Source organism: Micromonospora sp. NPDC005707, from assembly GCF_040631005.1.
Lineage (GTDB): Bacteria > Actinomycetota > Actinomycetes > Mycobacteriales > Micromonosporaceae > Micromonospora.
Map to the genome: position 1 here is coordinate 23,232 of NZ_JBEXYR010000019.1, position 20,923 is coordinate 44,154.

Below are 20,923 nucleotides of genomic sequence, written 5' to 3' on the forward strand. Positions count from 1 at the left end.
CACGACCGCTACGGACGACACGGGAGCAGGCCTTGGCCCCTTCAGCACGGACGACCAGGCACATTTTCGTCACCGGGGGCGTCGCCTCCTCGCTGGGTAAGGGCCTCACCGCCTCCAGCCTCGGCAACCTGCTCACCGCGCGCGGGCTGCGCGTCGTGATGCAGAAGCTCGACCCGTACCTCAACGTCGACCCCGGGACGATGAACCCGTTCCAGCACGGCGAGGTCTTCGTCACCGAGGACGGCGCCGAGACCGACCTCGACGTCGGCCACTACGAGCGGTTCCTCGACCGGGACCTGTCCGGCAAGGCGAACGTCACCACCGGGCAGATCTACTCGGCGGTGATCGCCAAGGAGCGGCGCGGCGAATACCTGGGCGACACCGTCCAGGTCATCCCGCACATCACCAACGAGATCAAGGCGCGGATCCTCGGCATGGCCGACCCGGACACCGGCGGCCAGGTCCCCGACGTGGTGATCACCGAGGTCGGCGGCACCGTCGGCGACATCGAGTCGCTGCCGTTCCTGGAGGCGATCCGCCAGGTCCGGCACGACCTGGGCCGGGACAACTGCTTCTACCTGCACGTGTCGCTGGTGCCCTACCTGGCCCCGTCGGGTGAGCTGAAGACCAAGCCGACCCAGCACTCGGTTGCGCAGCTGCGCAGCATCGGCATCCAGCCGGACGCCCTGGTGCTGCGCTGCGACCGGGAGATCCCGGACAAGGTCAAGGAGAAGCTCTCGCTCTACTGCGACGTCGACCGGGAGGCGGTCACCGCCGCGCCGGACGCGCCGAGCATCTACGACATCCCCAAGGTGCTGCACCGGGAGGGCCTCGACGCGTACGTGGTGCGCCGGCTCGGCCTCTCCTTCCGGGACGTGGACTGGACCCGCTGGGACGACCTGCTCGACCGGGTGCACCAGCCGCGCCACACGGTGACCGTGGCGCTGGTCGGCAAGTACGTCGACCTGCCCGACGCGTACCTGTCGGTGAGCGAGGCGATCCGGGCGGCCGGCTTCGGCCACCGGGCCCGGGTGCAGCTGCGCTGGGTGCCCAGCGACGACTGCGTGACCCCGGCCGGCGCGGCGGCGGCCCTGGCCGGCGTCGACGGCATCGTCATCCCCGGCGGCTTCGGCGTCCGCGGCATCGAGGGCAAGATCGGCACCGCCCGGTACGCCCGGGAGAACGGCATCCCGCTGCTCGGCCTCTGCCTCGGCCTGCAGTGCATGACCATCGAGGTGGCCCGTCACCTGGCCAACCTCGACGGGGCGAACTCGCTGGAGTTCGACGAGGAGGCCACCCACCCGGTCATCGCCACCATGGCCGACCAGGAGGACATCGTCGCCGGCAAGGGCGACCTGGGCGGCACCATGCGGCTCGGCGCGTACCCGGCGAAGCTGGCCGAGGGTTCGCTGGTCGCCGAGGCGTACGGCAGCACCGAGGTCAGCGAGCGGCACCGGCACCGGTACGAGGTCAACAACGCCTACCGCGACCAGCTCACCAAGGCGGGCCTGACCATCTCCGGCACCTCGCCGGACGGCCGGCTGGTCGAGTTCGTCGAGCTGGACCGGGACCTGCACCCGTTCTTCGTGGCCACCCAGGCGCACCCCGAGCTGAAGAGCCGGCCGACCCGGCCGCACCCGCTGTTCGCGGCGTTCGTGAAGGCCGCCGTGGCGTACTCCGAGGCCGACCAGCTTCCGGTCGACCTGGAGGCCCCGGCGGAGGCGGCCGCGAAGAAGGCGGGCCGCAACGGCGGCGCCGCGGCGGCGAAGGCGGCGTCCGCCTCGTGAGCGAGCGGGGCGAGCGAGGTGGTGGCGTGAGCGCGGTGGAGCACCGGTACGAGGTGACCGGGCACCGGGAGATCTGGTCCGGCCGGATCTTCTCGGTGGTCAGCGACGACGTCACCATGCCCGGCGGGGGCAGCGCCACCCGCGACTACGTGACGCATGTCGGCGCGGTGGCCGTGGTGGCCCTCGACGACGCCGGCCAGGTGGTGCTGATCCGCCAGTACCGGCACCCGGTGGGCCGGCACCTGTGGGAGCTGCCCGCCGGGCTGATGGACGTCCGGGGCGAGGACCTGGCCACCGCGGCGGCCCGGGAGCTGGCCGAGGAGGCCGACCTGACCGCCGGCAGCATCGACGTCCTGGTCGACCTGCACAGCTCGCCCGGGTTCAGCAACGAGGTGGTCCGCGTCTTCCTGGCCCGCGACCTCGCCGACGTGCCCGCCGAGCAGCGCCACGACCGGCGCGACGAGGAGGCCGACCTCCAGGTCGTCCGCGTCGACCTCGACGAGGCGGTCCGGATGGTCCTGGCCGGCGAGATCACCAACGCCTCCTGCGTGGCCGGGCTGCTCGCCGCCGCCCGCGCCCGGGAGACCGGCTTCACCGAGCTGCGCCGCCCGGAGGCGCCGCTGCCCCGCTAGGCCGGGTCGGACGACGAAGGGGCCGCGCGGTGCGAACACCGCGCGGCCCCTGCCGTTCGTGCCGTCGTTCAGTCGCGCAGCGGGCGTCCCTGCCCGTCGACGCCACCGTTGACCAGGATCAGGATGCCGTCGATGAGGCCCCAGATCGCACCGAAGCCACAGGTCACGAGCGTCACCACGAGCTGGATGACGGCCGTCTTGGTGTCGCCCATGTAGAACCGGCCGGCACCGAAGCCGCCGAGGAGGATCTGCAGGATGCCCGCGACGATCTTGCTCTTGTCCGAGACGCCCTGCGGGTACTGCTGGTAAGGAGGAGTGGTCATGAGCGGACACCCTAGTGATCGACAGCGCTCCTGTCCGCACCGGCGCCCGGACGGTGGAAGGATATTTACCGAACATTGTCCTGACGGCTGAGGCGGTCTCCACCGCTCAGCCCGGTCGATGCCTGACACACCGTCAGCACGACCGGGCACCGGATGTCACTGTGTTGGCCTCCGTGGGGTTCCCACGCGCCTAGACTGCCGCCGGGCGGGACCGGTGGACCGCGACGGCAAAGGGGCCGCCGCGGCGCCGCGCAGTCGGGGGTGAGCGTCCCCGAGGAAGGTGTCTGCATCGTGAAGGTCGGAATCCCACGCGAGGTCAAGAACCACGAGTACCGCGTGGCGATCACGCCCGCGGGCGTCAACGAGTTCACCCGCCACGGCCACGAGGTCTTCGTCGAGTCCGGCGCGGGCGTCGGCTCCAGCATCACCGACGACGAGTTCGCCGCCGCCGGCGCCAAGATCCTGGCCACCGCCGACGAGGTCTGGGACACCGCCGAGCTGGTGCTCAAGGTCAAGGAGCCGATCGCCGAGGAGTACCACCGGATGCGCGAGGGGCAGGTGCTCTTCACCTACCTGCACCTGGCCGCCTCCAAGGAGTGCACCGACGCGCTGGTGGACCGGAAGGTCACCGGCATCGCCTACGAGACCGTCGAGCTGCCCGACCGCTCGCTGCCGCTGCTCGCCCCGATGTCCGAGGTGGCCGGCCGGCTCGCCCCGCAGGTGGGCGCCTTCTACATGATGCGCACCGGCGGCGGCCGGGGCGTGCTGCCCGGTGGCGTCTCCGGCGTGTACGCGGCCAAGACCGTGGTCATCGGCGCCGGCGTCTCCGGCCTGAACGCCGCCGCCATCGCGCTGGGCCTGCAGTCCGAGGTGCTGCTGCTGGACAAGAACGTCGCCCGGCTGCGCCAGGCCGACGCCATCTACCGGGGCCACCTGCAGACCGTCGCCTCCAACGCGTATGAGATCGAGCGGGCCGTGGTCGACGCCGACCTGGTGATCGGCGCGGTGCTGGTGCCCGGCGCGAAGGCCCCGAAGCTCATCTCCAACGAGCTGGTCTCCCGGATGAAGCCCGGCAGCGTGCTCGTCGACATCGCCATCGACCAGGGCGGCTGCTTCGAGGACTCGCGTCCCACCACGCACGCCGACCCGGTCTACAAGGTGCACGACTCGATCTTCTACTGCGTGGCGAACATGCCGGGCGCGGTGCCGAACACCAGCACCTACGCGCTGACCAACGTCACCCTGCCGTACGCCCTCGAACTGGCCAACCAGGGCTGGCGCGGTGCGCTGCGCAACGACCCGGCGCTCGCCCTCGGCCTGAACACCCACGCCGGCCAGGTCGTCTACGGCCCGGTCGCCGAGGCCCACGGCATGGACGTGCTGCCGCTGGCCGAGGTGCTCGGCTGAGGGACGGCGGCCTGACCGCGACGACGGACGGGGCCGGTGCGGGCGTCGAGCCCGCGCCGGCCCTGCGCCGTGCCGTCCGGGGCTACCTGGACCATCTCACCGTCGAGCGGGGACTGTCCGCGAACACCCTCGCCTCGTACCGCCGGGACCTGGACCGCTACCTGTCCACCCTGGCCGCCGCCGGCGTGACCGACCTGGCCGCCGTCGGCGCCGCCGACATCGAGGCGCACCTGGCCCGGCTGCGCGCCGGCGACGCCGACCACCCGCCGCTCGCCGTCTCCTCCGCCGCCCGCGCGGCCAGCGCCGTGCGCGGCCTGCACCGCTTCGCGCTGCGGGAGGGGATGAGCGGCGCCGACCCCGGCCGCGACGTCCGCCCGCCCGCCCCGCCGCGCCGGCTGCCCCGAGCGCTGCCGGTCGACGCCGTCGTGCGGCTGCTGGAGACCGCCGGCCCGGTCACCGCGACCGGCGAGGCCGCGCCCCGCGCGCTGCGCGACCGGGCGCTGCTGGAATTCCTGTACGGCACCGGCGCGCGCATCTCGGAGGCGACCGGCGCCGCCGTGGACGACCTCGACCTGGACGCCGGAACCGTGCTGCTGCACGGCAAGGGCGGGAAGACCCGGCTCGTGCCGGTCGGCGGGTACGCGGCCGAGGCACTGCGCGCCTGGCTGGTGCGGGGCCGCCCGGCGCTGCTGGCCGCCGGCCGGGGCACCGCGGCCGTGTTCGTCAACGCCCGCGGTGGACCGCTCACCCGGCAGGGCGCCTGGACCGTACTGCGCGCCGCGGCCGAACGGGCCGGCCTGCCGGTCGACGGGCCCGAGGCGGTCTCCCCGCACACCCTGCGCCACTCCTACGCCACCCACCTGCTCGACGGCGGCGCCGACGTGCGGGTGGTGCAGGAACTGCTCGGCCACGCCTCGGTGACCACCACGCAGGTGTACACGTTGGTCACCGTGGAACGGCTGCGCGAGGTCTACGCCACCGCCCACCCGCGCGCCCACGGCTGAGCGCGAGGAGTGGGCCGGGGTTGCGGGCCCCGCGGTCGCGACCGAACCGGCGTCCCGGCTGACCGCCCGCCCGACACGCCGACCCGCTACCGAACGCGCTGCTGGCACGTGGCGTACAGTCGGCTTCGGCGCGGGCCTCCAGGGGTGACGGACCGGGGGTGCGCAGCGGCGCCGCGAGGGACGTCGGACGGCTCCGACGCCGGGTGGTCGTCGGGAGGGGGCAACGAGGACATGGCAGGAAACGGTGACCGTGCCGAGACCTGGACGTCGGAGCTCCGCGAGCAGCAGGCGACGCTCGGCGCCGACCTCGGCCCCGCCGACCCGGCCGCCTACACCATGCGCAAGCCGATCCCCGAGCCGATGCCGACCGACCGGCACGGCCCGGCGCGGATCATCGCGATGGCCAACCAGAAGGGTGGCGTCGGCAAGACCACGACCACCATCAACCTGGGCGCCGCCCTCGCCGAATACGGCCGCAAGGTGCTGCTCGTCGACTTCGACCCGCAGGGCGCCCTCTCCGTCGGCCTGGGCGTCAACCCGCACAACCTCGACCTGTCGGTCTACAACCTGCTCATGCAGGACGACGTCACCGCCGAGGACGTGCTGATCAAGACCGACGTGGCCGGGCTGCACCTGCTGCCCGCCAACATCGACCTCTCCGCCGCCGAGATCCAGCTGGTCAACGAGGTCGCCCGGGAGATGGCCCTGGCCCGGGTGCTCCGCACGGTCCGCAAGGAGTACGACTTCATCCTGATCGACTGCCAGCCCTCGCTGGGCCTGCTGGCGATCAACGCGCTGACCGTGGCGCACGGCGTGCTCATCCCGCTGGAGTGCGAGTTCTTCAGCCTGCGCGGTGTCGCGCTGCTGCTGGACACCATCGACAAGGTGCGCGAGCGGCTCAACTTCGACCTGGAGCTCGAGGGAATCCTCGCCACCATGTACGACAGCCGCACGACCCACTGCCGGCAGGTGCTCCAGCGGGTGGTGGAGGCGTTCGGCGACAAGGTCTACCAGACGGTGATCACCAAGACCGTCAAGTTCCCCGAGTCGACGGTGGCCGGTGCGCCGATCACCACCCTCGACCCGGCCTCCTCGGGCGCGCGCAACTACCGGCAGCTCGCCCGCGAGGTGATCGCCGCCCAGGCGGAGCGGTAGGCCGCACGCCGGGTGACCCCGTCGTGGACTACGGTTTGCCGGTGACCGCACCGCCCCTCGACCCGCCGCACGGCGCCGCCGACCCGGTGGCCGCCGCCGAGCTGGCCGCCGAGGTCGACGGCGTGGTGCCCGCCGACCGGGCCACCGTCGAGGAGACCACCGGTTTCACCGTCCGGCTGGACAACTTCACCGGCCCGTTCGACCTGCTGCTCCAGCTCATCAGCAAGCACAAGCTGGACGTCACCGAGGTGGCCCTGCACAAGGTCACCGACGAGTTCATCGCTTACCTGCGGGCCATGGGCGACCAGTGGGACCTCGACGAGACCAGCGAGTTCCTGCTGGTCGCCGCCACGCTGCTGGACCTGAAGGCGGCCCGGCTGCTGCCCGCCGCCGAGGTGGAGGACGAGGAGGACCTGGCCCTGCTCGAGGCCCGGGACCTGCTGTTCGCCCGGCTGCTGCAGTACAAGGCGTACAAGGAGGCGGCGGCGCACATCGCCGAGCTGGAGTCGGTCGGCGGGCGCCGCTACCCGAGGGCGGTCACCCTCGAACCCCGGTACGCCGAGGCGCTGCCCGACCTGGTGCTGGGCATCGGCCCGGAGCGGCTGCTCAAGCTCGCGCTCCGGGCCATGTCCCCGAAGCCGGTCCCCGAGGTGTCCATCGCGCACGTGCACATGGTCCGGGTCAGCGTCCGGGAACACGCCGAGATCATCTCCGAGCGGCTGCGCCGCGCCGGCACCGCCAGCTTCTCGCTGCTCTGCGCCGACTGCGAGATCACCCTGGAGGTGGTGGCGCGCTTCCTGGCGCTGCTGGAGCTCTACCGGCAGGGCCTCGTCGCCTTCGTCCAGGAGCAGGCGCTGGAGGAGCTGACCGTGCGCTGGACCGGCGCCGCCGACGGCGGCACCGAGCTGACCATCGACGAGTACGCCGGCTCCCCGGAGCCGGCCACCCCGCCGGCGGACACCCCCTCCGCCCCGGCGGACGACGCCGCGCCGACCCGGTCCGCGGCGGCGGACGACGCCGCGCCGACCCGGTCCGCCGCGGCGGACGACGCCGCGCCGACACAGGAGTGACCCGATGAGCGACGAGGAACGCCGCGACTCGCTGGCCGACCAGGCAGCCGCCTGGGTCCCCCCGTGGGAGCGGCCGACCCCGCCGAGGCCCGCCACCAGCGAGACGCCCGCCGAGCCCGAGCCGCCCGCGACACCGGCTGAGCCATCTACCTCGGCGTCCGCCGAGTCGGAGCCGTCCGCCGTGCCGGAGCCGTCGGCCGAGTCGGAGCCGTCCGCCGTGCCGGAGACGTCCGCCGTGCCGGAGCCCGTACCCGCGCCGCGGACGCCCGTGCCGCCGCCCGCCGGCGCCACGGCAGAGATCTTGGACACCTACCGTTCGGCTCGAACGGAAACTGTCCAAGATCGGGTGGGGGAGAGCGCGGCGGAGCCGGAGGTGGCGTCGGGCGCGGGCGAGTCGGCCCCGGACGCCGACGAGACGATCGGCCCTGACGGGCACACCCACCCCGACGCCGGACCCGGCGAGCCTGCGGGGGAGGGCGGCGTACCCGGGAAGCGCGGACGGCGGCGGCCGGCGCCGGAGCCGGAACCCGCGCCGGTGCTGGACGACGCCGAGCTGCGCGGCGCGCTGGAGGCCATCCTGCTGGTGGTGGACCAGCCGGTCAGCGAGCTGACCCTGGCCCAGGTGCTGGAGCAGTCCCCGGAGCGGATCGGCCCGATGCTCGACGAGATCGCGGCCGGCTACACGGCCGCCGGGCACGGCTTCGAGCTGCGCCGGGCCGCGGGTGGCTGGCGTCTCTACACCCGGCCGGAATACGCGACGTACGTCGAGCGGTTCGTACTGGAGGGCCAGACGGTCCGGCTGACCCAGGCCGCGCTGGAGACCCTCGCGGTGATCGCCTACAAGCAGCCGGTGACCCGGTCGCGGATCTCCGCCATCCGGGGCGTCAACTGCGACGGCGTGATCCGTACCCTGGTCTCCCGGGGTCTGGTCGAGGAGTGCGGCACCGAAGCGGACAGCGGTGCGTTCCTCTACCGGACCACCACGATGTTCCTGGAGAAGCTGGGGTTGAACTCGGTGGACGACCTGCCGCCCCTGGCCCCTTTCCTCCCCGACGACGTAGAAGAGCTTGCCGATGCGACGCGATGACCGTGCCCCGAAGCCCGATGCCCCCGTTTACGAGGGCGCCGAGCGCCTGCAGAAGGTGCTCGCCGCCGCGGGGGTGGGTTCGCGGCGCGCCTGCGAGGACCTGATCTTCCGGCGCCGGGTCACCGTCAACGGCCGCGTGGCTCAGCTCGGCGACAAGGCGGACCCGGCGCGCGACGTCATCCACGTCGACGGCGAGCGGCTCCAGGCCGACGTCCGCCTGGTCTACGTGGCGATGAACAAGCCGCGCGGGGTGGTCACGACCATGGCCGACGAGAAGGGCCGCACCGAGCTCGCCGACTTCATCGGCGCGCGGCTGGAGCAGCGGGTCTACCACGTCGGGCGGCTCGATGCCGACAGCGAGGGCCTGCTCCTGCTCACCAACGACGGCACCCTCGCCCACAAGCTCATGCACCCGTCGTACGAGGTGCTCAAGACCTACCTCGCCGAGGTGGCCGGGCCGATCCCGCGCAACCTGGGCAAGCGGCTGACGGCCGGCGTCGAGCTGGAGGACGGGCCGGTGAAGGCCGACTCCTTCAAGGTGGTGGGCACCCTGGGCAAAACCGCCCAGGTGGAGCTGACCCTGCACGAGGGGCGCAAGCACATCGTCCGGCGCCTGATGGCCGAGGTGGGACACCCGGTTTCCCGGCTGATCCGTACCTCGATCGGTCCGATCAAGCTCGGCGACCTGCGCACCGGGCGGCTGCGCCGGCTGACCAACGCGGAGGTCGCCGCCCTGTTCAAGGCCGTGGGTGACTGACCCCGTCGATCGGGGTACGGCTCCCGGTAGGCTTCGACGCGGCCCGCGGTCGCCTTCGGCGGCACGGCGCGTGGCCGACCCGCGCGGCGCGGGATGATTGACGAGGAAACACAACCGCTCAACGGCGCCGGACAAGCCGGCGACCCGCGAGGTACGGGCTGAGGAGGACAACGGTGGAGCAAAACGTACGGGCCGGGCGCTGCGTGGTCGCTGTGGACGGGCCGTCCGGTTCGGGTAAGTCCACCGTGTCGCGGCGGCTCGCGGTCAGCCTCGGCGCCCGCTACCTCGACACCGGCGCCATGTACCGGGCGCTCACCTGGGCGGTGCTGCGCTCCGGCGTCGACCTGACCGACACCGAGTCGGTGGCCAAGGTCGCCGGCGAGGTCGACCTGCGCATCGGCACCGACCCCGAGGGGTACGGCGTGACCGCCGACGGCGTCGACGTGGCCAAGGAGATCCGCGGTCCCGAGGTGACCGGGGCGGTCTCCGCCGTGGCCGCCGTGGGCGCCGTACGCGAGCTGCTGGTCGCCCGGCAGCGGCAGGTGATCGCCGACGCCGGTCGGATCGTGGTCGAGGGCCGCGACATCGGCTCGGTCGTGGCGCCCGACGCCGACCTGAAGGTCTACCTGACCGCCTCCGAGGCGGCCCGCGCCCAGCGGCGCAGCGCCGAGGACGCCGTCGACGTCGCGGCGACCGCCGCCGACCTGGCCCGCCGGGACAAGCTGGACTCGACCCGCAAGGTCAACCCGCTCCAGCAGGCCGCCGACGCGGTGGTGCTGGACACCACCGAGCTGGGCATCGACGAGGTCGTCGCCCGGCTGCGCGCGCTGCTCACCGAGCGGGGTGTGGCATGAGCGACGATTTCGGCGGCTGGGTCGAGCTGCGCGAGCCGGAGCTCGAACCCGGTGAGCCGACCGGCCCGCAGCCGGTGGTGGCCGTCGTCGGCCGCCCCAACGTGGGTAAGTCGACGCTGGTCAACCGGATCATCGGCCGCCGCCAGGCGGTCGTCGAGGACATCCCCGGCGTGACCCGGGACCGGGTGCCGTACGACGCGCAGTGGAACGGCCGGGCGTTCACCGTGGTGGACACCGGCGGTTGGGAGCCCGACGCCAAGGACCGGGCCGCGGCCATCGCCGCCCAGGCCGAGACGGCCGTCGTCACCGCGGACGTGGTGCTCTTCGTGGTCGACGCCATGGTCGGCTCGACCGACGTGGACGAGGCCGCCGTGAAGATGCTGCGGCGCAGCGCCAAGCCGGTGATCCTGGTCGCCAACAAGGCCGACAACACCGCCATCGAGATGGAGTCGACGGCGCTCTGGTCGCTCGGCCTCGGTGAGCCGTTCCCGGTCTCCGCGCTGCACGGCCGCGGCTCCGGCGACCTGCTCGACGCCATCATGGCGGCGCTGCCCGAGGCGCCGAAGATCGTGGAGAACCGCCCGCGCGGCCCGCGCCGCGTCGCCCTGGTCGGCCGTCCCAACGTCGGCAAGTCCAGCCTGCTCAACCGCTTCTCCGGCGAGGAGCGCGCGGTGGTCGACGCGGTCGCCGGCACCACCGTGGACCCGGTGGACAGCCTCGTGGAGATCGGTGGGGAGACCTGGCAGCTGGTCGACACGGCCGGCCTGCGCAAGCGGGTCGGCAAGGCCAGCGGCACCGAGTACTACGCCAGCCTGCGCACCGCCTCGGCGATCGAGGCGGCCGAGGTGGCCGTGGTGCTGCTCGACTCCAGCGAGGTCATCAGCGAGCAGGACCAGCGCATCCTCACCATGGTGGTGGAGGCCGGTCGGGCCCTGGTCATCGCGTTCAACAAGTGGGACCTGGTCGACGGCGACCGTCGCTACTACCTCGACAAGGAGATCGACCGGGAGCTGCGCCGCATCCCCTGGGCGATCCGGCTGAACCTGTCGGCGAAGACCGGCCGGGCGGTCGACAAGCTCGCCCCGGCGCTGCGCAAGGCCCTGGCCAGCTGGGAGACCCGCATCCCGACCGCCCAGCTCAACCAGTGGCTCACCGCGCTGGTCCAGGCCACCCCGCACCCGGTGCGCGGCGGTCGGGCCCCGCGCATCCTCTTCGCCACCCAGGCCGGCGTGGCCCCGCCGCGCTTCGTGCTCTTCACCACCGGACCGCTCGACGCCGGCTACCAGCGGTTCGTGGAGCGCAAGCTCCGCGAGGAGTTCGGCTTCGAGGGCAGCCCGATCGACATCTCGGTCCGCCCCCGCAAGAAGCTCGGCCCGGGCGGCCGCGGCAAGGCCCACGGCTGACCCACCCGCCCTTCGAGAAGCCGCCGGGGGTCCCCTCCCCGGCGGCTTCTTTCCTAGGACGCTCTAGGGGGAGTGGCGGCCGGCACCCCGGTGGGGCCTGTGCGCGGGTGGGAGGATCTTGCGCTAAGCTGTACCGGCTGCCGCGGGGAACGCCACGCGGGGGCATCGGGACGTGGCGCAGTTTGGTAGCGCACTTGACTGGGGGTCAAGGGGTCGTCGGTTCGAATCCGGCCGTCCCGACGCAGGTCAGAGGCCATTCGGAATCTTCCGGATGGCCTTTTCTGATCCTGTACAGCAGCGAAGTACTGCAGCGACTCATTGAGTCTTCGCCGCCTTCGAACATGCAGGTCGGAGGCTCTGGCGTGGCGCTCGCTCGGGATACCCATCTGATCTCGGGCGGGAGTCTACCGTCTTGATCATGCTAGGTCTCCGCTGATGTAGTGTGCGGAGATGGCGAGAAGCGAGCGACTCGCGGACCAGCTGGACCGGCACTGGCACAAGAATCTGCGGCCGCGGCTGCACGGTCTTGCCGATGAGGAGTACTTCTGGGAGCCGGTGCGCGGCTGCTGGAGCGTCCGTCCACGTGGCACGTCGGCCGCACCGATGTCGGCAAGTTCGGGGGAATGGGCGATGGACTTTGCGTCCCCTGCCCCGGTGCCGGCGCCGGTGACCACGATTGCCTGGCGGCTGGCGCACATCATCGTCTCCTGCCTCGGCTATCGGGTCGGATGGCACTTCGGCGGCCAAGACGTCGACTCCCAGACATTCGCCTACGCGGGGACGGCTGACGAGGCGCTAAAACAGCTCGATGAGATGTATGGGAGATGGAACGCGGGGGTCCGCGAGCTCTCGGACGCTGACCTGGAGAATCCGCCCACGGTGGGTCCCGAGCGGTTTCCCATGGAGGGCATCGTCCTGCACGTCAACAGGGAGCTGATCCATCACGGCGCCGAGATTTGCCTGCTGCGCGACCTTTACCGCTGGCAGGACCGGGCCGTACCGCGCCGAGCATGACTTTCCGGTAGCCGGCGATCGAGCTTCGGGAACCTACGTGGACTCCGTGACGCTCCGTGGCTGTGAGCTTCAGTGTTGATCGAGGCTTTCGCCGAGCTTCCGCAGGGCTTCCCGCGTGGCCTTGGACGAGAATCCGGCCATCCCGACGCAGCTCAGAGGGCACATCCAGTCAATGGATGTGCCCTCTTGTCGTAGCTGGGTGACTACATCTCAGCGCCGAAGATCCGATCCGTGGCGACCGCGCCGCTCAGAAGCACCGGCCGGAGTTGGTGCCGGTAGACGCTCTCGGACAGCAGGGACACGAACTGTGCCGCTGCTCGCGGGGGAGTCCAGGCGAGCCGGTCCAGGCCCTTTGATCATCGGGGAAGGGGAGGTGGCGGTCATCAGGGACTCCGTCACGGAATGAGGATTGTCTTGCCCCGGGTGTGGCCGGCCTCGGCGTCGCGGTGCACCGCGGCCAGGTCGGCGAGCGGGCGGGACGAGTCGATATCCAGGCGGACTGTGCCTGCGTCGACGAGTTTCACCAGTGCGGCGAGGTGGTTCACGTCGTTGCGGGCGACCATGTGCATCGCGCTCACTGAGGCGTCGGTGGGCGGCTCGATCGGGGTGGCGATGGAGACGATGACACCGCCGGGCCGGACCAGCGGTATCAGGGCCGCGGCCTCCGAGGGGTTGATCGCGGCGAGATTGAGGACGGTGTCGACCGGTCTTTCCACCGCATCGTTCACGGGTGAGGCGCTGTAGTCGACTATCTGGTCGGCGCCGAGTTGACGGACCGCGGCTGCGCTGCGCGGGCTTGCCGTGGCGATGACCTGTGCTCCGGCGTGCTTGGCGAGCTGGACGGCGAATCCGCCCACGCCGCCACCCGCTCCGTTGACCAGCACCCGCTGCCCGGGCGTGATGCGGGCATGTTCGAACACCGCCTGCCATGCGGTGAGGCCGGCGACAGGGATGGCGGCGGCGTTGGCGAGCGGGATGGCGACGGGTGCCGGGACAAGGGTGTCGGCTGGGGCGGCTACGTACTCGGCGGCGCCGCCGCCGTCGAGCCGGCCGACGACCCGGTCGCCGACGGCGAGCGTGTGCACGTCGCTGCCGATCTCGACCACGGTGCCCGCCACATCCCAGCCAAGCGTGTACGGCAGGTTCAGCGGGAGGATGGAACGCAGCAGCCCGGAACGTAGTGCCATCTCGGATGGATTGAACGAGGAAGCGGCGACCCGGGTCAGCACCTCACCCGGGCCGGGCGCCGGGCGTGGGACGTCCTCATAGCGGATGACGGACGCGTCACCGTACTCGTGTATTCGTGCGGCTTTCATGCCATCGAACGTATGGAGCGAGCTGAAGACGAACCATGTGTGCTGGTCCTCGGTTGATACTCGATCGTCTTCACGTAGGTACTGTGGCGGGATGGACGTGCTCAGCGACGTGATCGCTGTCATGCGGACCGGTCAGCCACGTTCAGCGCGGGTGGTGTGGCACGCTCCGTGGGCGCAGCGATTCGCCTCCGTGCCCGGATGCGCCGGCTTTCAGGTGATCCTGCAGGGTCCGTGCTGGCTCGTTTCGCCGGACACCGACCCCGTGTCGCTGACCGTCGGGGACGTGGTGTTCCTGCCGCGCGGGCAGGGGCACGCGCTGGCCGACAACCCAGCGACCCCCGTGACCGCACCCGCCTGCGACCCGAACGACCCGCAGTTCCTTCAGCGCTACGCAACCGCCACCGTCGGCGAGCCCCTCGGCACCTACGGCCCTACCACCGTGACGCTCTGCGGCGCGTACGAGCTGGATCCGGCCCGCGCCCATCCGCTCCTGAGCGACCTGCCCGAACTCATCCACCTCCCGGCGCACCTCGGGCGCCACCCCGAGCTACGCGCCACCGTGGACTTGCTCGCCGCCGAGTTGGAACGACCTCGCCTCGGCACCGACGCCATCGTGCCTGCCCTCCTCGACACGCTCCTGCTGTACATCCTGCGTACCTGGTTCGACGAGCAGCCCGCGCGTGGGGCCACCACCGGTTGGGCGGCGGCACTCAATGACCCGGCCATCACGGCCGCGCTGCGGGCCATGCACCGCGACCCGGCGCGGCCCTGGACGGTCGCGACTCTGGCCGCTGAGGCGGGGCTGTCCCGGGCGCCATTCGCCCGGCGCTTCGCCACCCTCGTCGGCCAGCCGCCGCTCAGCTATCTGACCTGGTGGCGGATGACCACCGCAGCCCGGCTACTCCAGGACTCCGACGCGCCGCTGAGCGCCGTCGCACACCGGATCGGCTACACGTCGGAGTTCGCCTTCGCCAACGCGTTCAAACGCCAATACGGCACCGCACCCGGCAGGTACCGAAGAGCCGCGTAACAGCACCGACGGTTCCCGTACAGCGGGACGGGATGGCTAAGGCTTACTGACGCTCGGCCGTGTACCGCTCCTGTGGCATCGCGCACCGCGGTCGACAAGGGATCGCGTCTTTGGGGCTGTCTCCGCCGCTTCGGACACAAGGTGAACCTGGGGCCTGGCGCTGCAAGATCGTCGTCGGATTCGTGTCGCCGGGTCCCGAACCATGGCCCGGTGAGGTCCGGGGCTGCTCCGCTCGCCGTCGGATGGCAAGCTCGTGTCTCGTGATCGATGATTTCGGCAAGGACCATCCGCACGGCCAGCCCAGGTCGACATGTCAGGCGCTGATCTGGGAGCTCGGTGGGGACGCCGGGAGAAATCCGGATCTCGTGGAGGTTCGCCCGTGAGGGCGGTCATCGTCGCGGCCGCGGTCGCGTTCATCATCTCCCTGTTCGGCACGCCGGTGGCGGTTCGGGTCTTCACCGCGCTCAAGGCCGGTCAGCCGATCCGATCCATCGGGCTCGCCAGCAACCAGGGCAAGAAGGGCACGCCCACGATGGGCGGCGTCGTCTTCATCGTGGCGACCGTCCTCGCCTACGTCGCCGGGCATCTCGCCCTGACCACCCTGCCCGACCGGCAGATCGCGCAGGAGGGGCCGACCATGACGGCCCTGGTGCTGCTCGGGCTGTTCGTCTTCTGCGGCGCGGTCGGCTTCTTCGACGACTTCCTCAAGGTGCGCCGGCGCAACTCCGACGGACTGTCCGCCAAAGGCAAGCTGCTCGGCCAGGCGATCGTCGGCGGCGGGTTCGGCGTCGCCGCGCTCTACGTGCCGAGCACCAACGGCCAGACCGTGGCCAGCGAGCACATCTCGCTCATCCGCGACATCAGCTGGCTGGACGTCGGCAAGGTCGGCGCGGTCATGGTCTTCGTCTTCGTGATCATGGCGATGTCGAACGGCGTGAACCTCACCGACGGCCTCGACGGCCTGGCCACCGGCGCGTCGATCCTGGTGCTCGGCGCGTACGCGCTGATCGGCTTCTGGCAGTACCGGCACTGGTGCGCCGACGACGCGTACGCCCGCGTGAACGAGTACTGCTACCAGGTCCGGGATCCCCTGGAGATCGCCATGATCGCGGCGGCGGCGGCCGCCGCCTGCGTGGGCTTCCTGTGGTGGAACACGTCCCCGGCGCGGATCTTCATGGGTGACGTGGGCTCGCTCGGGCTCGGCGGCCTGATCGGCGGGCTCGCGGTGGTAACCCGCACCACGCTGCTGTCGATCATGATCGGCGGGCTCTTCGTCATCATCACGACGACCTGGGTGATCCAGATCGTCTCGTTCCGGACCACCGGTAGGCGTGTCTTCCGGATGGTGCCGTTGCACCACCACTTCGAGTTGGCCGGCTGGAGCGAGGTCAACATCGTGGTCCGGTTCTGGATCGTGGCCGGCGTCTGCGTGGCGGTCGGCCTGGGCCTGTTCTACTCGGATTTCTTGGCGGTCGTTGGATAAGGCCACGCGACAAGCCTGTGTCGTGCACCGACGGTGATCCGCCGGCAGCCTGGTGCCCCACCGGGCTGCCCGGCGTCTGGCAGCAAGCTGACGGCACCGGCCGATTCTCAGATCATCCTCAAGAAATCCCGCTCCGTCGGCCACTGGCGGCACGGCTGGCGTGTGCTGTCGCCACAGCGTCATCCCCCCTGTTCTGGAGCTTCTATGAGAAACAGACGGACGACCATCTTCTCCGTCCTGCTCGCCGGGTCCCTCGCGGCGACCGTTGCGCCCATGCCCCACGCGTCCGCGGCCAGCCTCGGCGAGGAGCGTTTCCAGCCGAGTGTCACCTACGACCTGTCGGTGACCGACGCCGAGCGCGACGCGATCCACGCGGAAGTCGAGGCGTTGGCGGGACGGGTCAACAGCGCGCGGGCGGGGGACGGCACCTACGACCCGCTCACTCTGGTCGGGGCGATGCTGGACGGGTCGAGCTACGACTCCATCTCCCGAGGCGGCACGGCCGCGACGGCGTACCCCTTCCCGGTCAGCAACACGGCAGCCAACCAGAACGAGTACGACCGCAAGGTCGCCAAGCTCGCCTGGGTGGTCAAGCTGGCCACCGACCTGGGTTTCCCGGTGGTCGTCCAGCGCCAACCCGACAAGTACGTCTACGCGGAGATCGGTGATCCGGACGCCCCGGAGATGGTCATGGCGTTGAGCCACCTCGACTCGCCGACGGCTTCCGTTTCGCCGGCCCAGCTGGCGCGCTGGCGGGACGCCGACGGCAACCTCGGCACTCCGGGTGCGTACCACTCGCCCTATGTCCAGGACGGCTGGGTCTACGGGGCGGGCATCCAGGACGACAGCGGTCCGACGCTGGCGACGCTGCTCGCGGCCAAGGCGCTGCTCGAGGCGGGGTTGCCCCTCGACCGACGCATCCGCATCGTCATGGGAATCTACGAGGACGGCGGCCCCGGCACGCCCTCGACGACGAACACGGCCACCTTCCAGTCCATCCCGTACAACTCGAACCCGAGCTTCTACGACAACTGGGCCTACAAGAACCTCAACCGGGAAGAGATCCCGATCGCGGCCTACACCTCCGACTCGCGGTTCCCGGTCATCGTCGGCAACTCCGGATCGGTGACCCCGTCGGTGTCGATGAGCTTGTCCGCGGACAGCACCAAGGCCTTCCGGCTGACGGCTGCCACGGCCGGCGTCACCCTGCGCGAAGGCGACCCGACGCTCAAGGACATCGCCTACGGCAGCACCACGCAGATCGCCTCGCGGGCCACCTTCACCCTCGACGTGGCGGGGGCCAGCTCGACCGAGCGCGACCGATTCGTGTCGGCGATCACCGCTGCCGCGACCACGAAGGGTTGGCTCCCGGCTGCTCCCCGCACCACGCCCAAGGTGCAGGCCACGATCACCGGCGACTCGCTCACGCTGGAGATCAACACCGATGTGGCGATGGAGATGCCGACCCCGCAGTACGGCAAGAATGCCGTCGTGTGGGGAATGTTCCTCCTCTCCAAGGGGCTCGGCGCATTGGGAAGCACGGCCGCCGACCTGCAGTTGAAGAAGGCCGCCGACGGCATCGCCGACCTGTTCTTCCGCGACGGTGTCGAAGGCGAGGCCTATATCGGCAAGTACATGGGCATCCCGGCGAACCTGTTGCGCAACCCGAGCAACGGCACGCCGAACCTGACGTTCGCCCTCATGGGCGGCATCAATTCGGAGACCCCGACGAGCTTCTACACGGACGCCTCCGGCAGCCTCAGCATGCCGATGTATGTGCGCAGCATGCACGTCACCGCGGCTGACTCCGGCCAGGCGACGGCGGCGGTCACGGCCGCCTTCCAGGCGAAGGGGTTCACCATCGGCACCCTCGGCTCGCCCGTCGGCGCCGGGTTGTACGTCACGCACGACAATCCGCTGACGGCTCTTCAGTTCGGCAGCTACCAGGCCTCGATCGACCGCAACCCGGGGGAGTTCGCGGACCCGTACTCCCTCCGGGACGTGGTCTATCCGCAGGGCACGACCGGTGGCACTCTGGCCAGCAGCTTCCGCAACAAGATGACCGCCTTCGGCGCCGTCATCCCGGGTAACGAGCGCTGGTGGCACACGGCCAACGAGCGGATGAAGGTCGACTCGGCGGTGCAGATGACCAAGATCATGGCCGATGGCATGCTGGAGATGGCCCGGTACTCCGGGCCCGCCGGTGCCAAGTTCATGTGGGCGGACATGCCGGGGCTGAACGCCGACCGGGCGGACCTCGACCTGCTCGACGTCACCATCGGCACCTACAAGGACGCGTCGGCCGCGGTCGGCACGAGCCAGTTGGGCAACCAGGCCCTGCTCGGCGCCACCTCGTTCAACATCCCGATGTGGAACGGGCGCGGCAACTCGACCCCGACGGCGTCGGCTTTCGAGCTGGGGCACGCCCCGGGAGGGGTCTACCTGCCCCTGACCGACCCCGAGTACCAGACCAGCACGTACGTGGCGCCGATGCGTCTGGAGTTCAAGGTGGAGCGCCCCGACCACATGTCGGACGCGGCGTGGGCGAAGTTCGTCGCGGGGGGCTACGGCGACTTCCAGTTCAACATCCTCGTCGGCGACAAGGTCGTGCCGCTGGCCGTTCCCGCGGGGCAGAGTACGGACAAGTACTTCTCCTCGCGCATGTCGGCCAACAACCCCGACGCCATCTACCTGTCGGTCAACCTCGCGATCACCGACGCGCCGTACACCGGGGTGCAGGCCAGGCTCGCGGATTCCAAGACGGACCTGTACAAGCTCAACCCGACGTACCTGGCCTCGAACCCGGATCCGTTCCCCGGGCGCGGGGCCGTCGAACAGCGGGGCTTCTTCGTGTTCGGTGACGGTCAGAAGAACGCGGAGTTCTCCTCGCCCGACGCGGTCTACGTGACCGTCGCCAACGCGGTCGTCGACGCGAAGCCGTCGGCGGTGGTGAAGAAGCTGAAGGGCAACACGAACGAGTTGACCATCACGGTGCAGCAGACCCGTGTCGACGGCAGCGCGTCTCCGGTGACGGCCACGTTCACCATCGACAACAACGCTGCCGGCACCTACACCGTCGGCGACTACAAGGTGTACGTCGACACCAAGGGCAACACCCAGGTGCGATCGATCTCCATCGTGTGACGCCTGGAAATTGACAACGGAGTGGAGCCACTGCCTTCGGTAGTGGCTCCACTCCGTTCGTGCGCCTTGGGCGTGGCCGTTCCTGTGGGTTGCTGTCACGGCTGCCGTCAAGCACTCCGCACGTGCCGCTGGCAGACCGTTCCGGAGGACACCGCCGAGGCCACGGATCAGAAGCGGCCCCGGGGGTTCGTCGCGATCCGCCTCCCACAACTTTCCACGTGCCGGTCCGGATCGGCCCCGCCCAGTCGTCACCTGGGTGTCAGCGACCAGGGTGACGCAAGGAGAGCCCGATGAAAGACCCGACGTTCGCGCTCAAGGACTTCCCGCTCGCCATCGCCGCCGAGGCGGAACTGACCGCCACGTTGCGGTCCTGTCTGGACGGGCAGCGCCGTCACATCACCGGCGCTCTGGAGGGCTTGAGCGACACGGACCTGCGCCGTCCCGTGCTGCCGTCCGGATGGAGCTGCCTCGGTCTGGTCAACCATCTCGCCCTCGACGTCGAGCGGTTCTGGTTCAACGCCGTCGTCGCCGGCCAAACCTCGGTGATCGCATCCCTGCCACACACCGAGAACGTGTGGAACGTCGACCGGTCCGTATCGCCGGAGGACATCCTGGACCGGTACCGCACCTGCATCGACGCGGCCAACACGGTCATTCGTGAAACCCCGATGGACACCCCGCCGGCCTGGTGGCCCGCGAACAGGTTTGGCAGCTTCCGGCTGCACACCACCCTCGAAGTCATGCTGCATGTGATCACCGAAACCGCATGCCACGCCGGTCATCTCGACGCCGCCCGGGAGCTGATCGACGGAAAGCAGTGGATGGTGCACGGCGAGGCATGAGTCCCTCTGCCCGCGGCGGGTGACGTGGTCCTCGGCCGGCTGGTGGCCGACAGGAAAGGCCCGGACCAGCGGGAACACTGGTCCGGGCGTCGGCTTCCTCGATGCCCGCCGTCGGGGGCCCTGGCCGCCGGCGGCGAGGATGCCGCTCGTCAGAAGTAGCCGTACCAGCGGTTCGACTCCGCCGTCTCGCTGTTCACACCGCTGGCGTTGTAGACCCGCACGCCGGCGTAGATGTCGTCGAGACCGACGTCCTCGTTCAGCGTCGAGCTGTTCATGCACACGGCGAAGGTGTAGTAGCCCGGCCCGCCGCCCGAGCTGTTGTCGTATAACGTCCGGTACGGGCCGCCGAGCAGGTCGTCGCTCCACTCGTCGTCGCCCCAGATCCGGACCTCGACCGAGTACTTGTCGTAGTACCAGCGCGAGGTGGCGCCGCTCACCTGGACCGTGTAGTCCCAGTACCGGCCGTCGTTGGTCTGGCACTGCAGGAAGATCTCCAGCTTCGCGGTCACGGCGAGCGCCGGGGCCGCGGTCCCGGCGACCGCTCCGGCGGCGACCACCGTTGCCGCGGTGAGGACGGTCAACGTTCTGCGGATGGCGTGCCTGAGCTTCATGGTC

Annotated in this window: 18 protein-coding genes and 1 tRNA gene; 16 read left to right on the forward strand and 3 right to left on the reverse strand. The window is 70.7% G+C overall.

Features of this window, described 5'->3' with window-relative positions:
- The first annotated feature begins 32 nt into the window (after positions 1-32).
- Positions 33-1,787 carry a CTP synthase gene (locus ABZ452_RS28615; RefSeq protein ID WP_357949336.1) on the forward strand — a complete coding sequence of 585 codons (1,755 nt, stop codon included), beginning with the start codon at positions 33-35 and terminating at the stop codon, positions 1,785-1,787.
- 26 nt (positions 1,788-1,813) lie between these two features.
- Positions 1,814-2,419 carry an NUDIX hydrolase gene (locus tag ABZ452_RS28620; RefSeq protein ID WP_357949339.1) on the forward strand — a complete coding sequence of 202 codons (606 nt, stop codon included), beginning with the start codon at positions 1,814-1,816 and terminating at the stop codon, positions 2,417-2,419.
- Between the two features lie 68 nt (positions 2,420-2,487).
- On the opposite strand, the gene ABZ452_RS28625 is transcribed toward ABZ452_RS28620, so the two are convergent.
- Positions 2,488-2,805 carry a TM2 domain-containing protein gene (locus ABZ452_RS28625; RefSeq protein WP_357949557.1) on the reverse strand — a complete coding sequence of 106 codons (318 nt, stop codon included), beginning with the start codon at positions 2,803-2,805 and terminating at the stop codon, positions 2,488-2,490.
- A gap of 228 nt (positions 2,806-3,033) precedes the next feature.
- Here ABZ452_RS28625 and ald point away from each other — a divergent pair, with 228 nt between their 5' ends.
- The 10 genes from ald (at position 3,034) to ABZ452_RS28675 (ending at position 12,493) form a co-directional block, all read left to right on the forward strand.
- On the forward strand, positions 3,034-4,149 hold the full coding sequence (gene ald / locus ABZ452_RS28630) for an alanine dehydrogenase (RefSeq protein ID WP_357949342.1): 1,116 nt from the start codon (positions 3,034-3,036) through the stop codon (positions 4,147-4,149).
- 11 nt (positions 4,150-4,160) lie between these two features.
- Positions 4,161-5,153: a site-specific tyrosine recombinase XerD gene (locus ABZ452_RS28635; protein ID WP_357949559.1), complete on the forward strand. Its 993-nt coding sequence runs from the start codon at positions 4,161-4,163 to the stop codon at positions 5,151-5,153.
- A 231-nt stretch (positions 5,154-5,384) separates the two neighbouring features.
- A complete protein-coding gene (locus tag ABZ452_RS28640; protein WP_254341557.1) occupies positions 5,385-6,308 on the forward strand; it encodes an AAA family ATPase in 924 nt (307 codons plus the stop codon).
- 41 nt (positions 6,309-6,349) lie between these two features.
- Positions 6,350-7,378 carry a ScpA family protein gene (locus tag ABZ452_RS28645; RefSeq protein WP_357949344.1) on the forward strand — a complete coding sequence of 343 codons (1,029 nt, stop codon included), beginning with the start codon at positions 6,350-6,352 and terminating at the stop codon, positions 7,376-7,378.
- A gap of 4 nt (positions 7,379-7,382) precedes the next feature.
- Positions 7,383-8,465, forward strand: a complete 1,083-nt coding sequence (scpB, locus tag ABZ452_RS28650) for an SMC-Scp complex subunit ScpB (protein WP_357949347.1) — start codon at positions 7,383-7,385, stop codon at positions 8,463-8,465.
- Complete coding sequence (locus ABZ452_RS28655) at positions 8,452-9,222, forward strand: pseudouridine synthase (protein ID WP_357949349.1); 771 nt, start codon at positions 8,452-8,454, stop codon at positions 9,220-9,222. Before scpB ends, ABZ452_RS28655 begins: the two co-directional genes overlap by 14 nt.
- 173 nt (positions 9,223-9,395) lie before the next feature.
- Positions 9,396-10,076: a (d)CMP kinase gene (gene cmk / locus ABZ452_RS28660; protein WP_357949352.1), complete on the forward strand. Its 681-nt coding sequence runs from the start codon at positions 9,396-9,398 to the stop codon at positions 10,074-10,076.
- A complete protein-coding gene (der, locus tag ABZ452_RS28665; RefSeq protein WP_357949355.1) occupies positions 10,073-11,479 on the forward strand; it encodes a ribosome biogenesis GTPase Der in 1,407 nt (468 codons plus the stop codon). The genes cmk and der overlap by 4 nt, the downstream gene beginning before the upstream one ends.
- Positions 11,480-11,645: 166 nt before the next feature.
- A tRNA-Pro gene (locus ABZ452_RS28670) sits at positions 11,646-11,719 on the forward strand.
- A gap of 210 nt (positions 11,720-11,929) precedes the next feature.
- Positions 11,930-12,493: a DinB family protein gene (locus tag ABZ452_RS28675; protein WP_357949357.1), complete on the forward strand. Its 564-nt coding sequence runs from the start codon at positions 11,930-11,932 to the stop codon at positions 12,491-12,493.
- A gap of 395 nt (positions 12,494-12,888) precedes the next feature.
- Here the strand turns inward: ABZ452_RS28675 and ABZ452_RS28680 are convergent, their stop codons facing one another.
- Entirely contained in the window at positions 12,889-13,932 is a 1,044-nt protein-coding gene (locus tag ABZ452_RS28680; protein ID WP_357949359.1) for an NADP-dependent oxidoreductase, read from the reverse strand.
- Between ABZ452_RS28680 and ABZ452_RS28685 the strand changes: the two genes are divergently transcribed.
- The 4 genes from ABZ452_RS28685 (at position 13,931) to ABZ452_RS28700 (ending at position 20,308) form a co-directional block, all read left to right on the forward strand.
- On the forward strand, positions 13,931-14,839 hold the full coding sequence (locus tag ABZ452_RS28685) for an AraC family transcriptional regulator (RefSeq protein ID WP_357949562.1): 909 nt from the start codon (positions 13,931-13,933) through the stop codon (positions 14,837-14,839). The two genes, ABZ452_RS28680 and ABZ452_RS28685, sit on opposite strands and share 2 nt — an antisense overlap.
- 379 nt (positions 14,840-15,218) lie before the next feature.
- Positions 15,219-16,322 (forward strand): phospho-N-acetylmuramoyl-pentapeptide-transferase, encoded by a 1,104-nt coding sequence (gene mraY, locus ABZ452_RS28690; protein ID WP_357949361.1) that lies wholly within the window; start codon positions 15,219-15,221, stop codon positions 16,320-16,322.
- Between the two features lie 33 nt (positions 16,323-16,355).
- Positions 16,356-19,466, forward strand: a complete 3,111-nt coding sequence (locus tag ABZ452_RS28695; protein ID WP_357949363.1) for a M20/M25/M40 family metallo-hydrolase — start codon at positions 16,356-16,358, stop codon at positions 19,464-19,466.
- 290 nt (positions 19,467-19,756) lie between these two features.
- Positions 19,757-20,308, forward strand: a complete 552-nt coding sequence (locus tag ABZ452_RS28700; RefSeq protein ID WP_357949366.1) for a DUF664 domain-containing protein — start codon at positions 19,757-19,759, stop codon at positions 20,306-20,308.
- A 149-nt stretch (positions 20,309-20,457) separates the two neighbouring features.
- On the opposite strand, the gene ABZ452_RS28705 is transcribed toward ABZ452_RS28700, so the two are convergent.
- Entirely contained in the window at positions 20,458-20,919 is a 462-nt protein-coding gene (locus ABZ452_RS28705; RefSeq protein ID WP_357949369.1) for a hypothetical protein, read from the reverse strand.
- Between the last annotated feature and the right edge of the window lie 4 nt (positions 20,920-20,923).